Below are 271 nucleotides of genomic sequence, written 5' to 3'. Positions count from 1 at the left end.
CCTTCCGTCTGCACGGGATCCATCTGCAACTCCGTGCCCCCGAAATCCAGCCCAGGGAACAGGCCGACTCCACCAGCGAGGATCACGACCACAGACATGAGGACAAGGGGAACGAACCAGGCACCCCACCGTCGGCGACGGACAAGGACCAGGACCAGCAGCGCGGCCCCGAGCGCAGACGTTAGCAATCCGAGAAATGGGCCCGCCAGGGTGAGAAGGACGGCGAGGACCACAACCGCCACCGGCCAGGCCGGCTCGACCCGGGACGCAT

1 protein-coding gene is annotated in these 271 nt (G+C 66.8%); it reads left to right on the top strand.

The window, feature by feature from the left end:
• On the top strand, positions 1 to 185 hold a 185-nt coding region (locus IFT88_RS16875; RefSeq protein ID WP_207110923.1), incomplete at its 5' end, for a hypothetical protein.
• Positions 186 to 271: the final 86 nt, after the last annotated feature.

Origin of the sequence: Frigoribacterium sp. CFBP 8751, assembly GCF_014841545.1 — a bacterium.
Classification (GTDB): domain Bacteria; phylum Actinomycetota; class Actinomycetes; order Actinomycetales; family Microbacteriaceae; genus Frigoribacterium.
The sequence above is the reverse complement of the archived record's forward strand: the minus strand, read 5'-3'. Positions and strand labels throughout refer to the sequence as shown.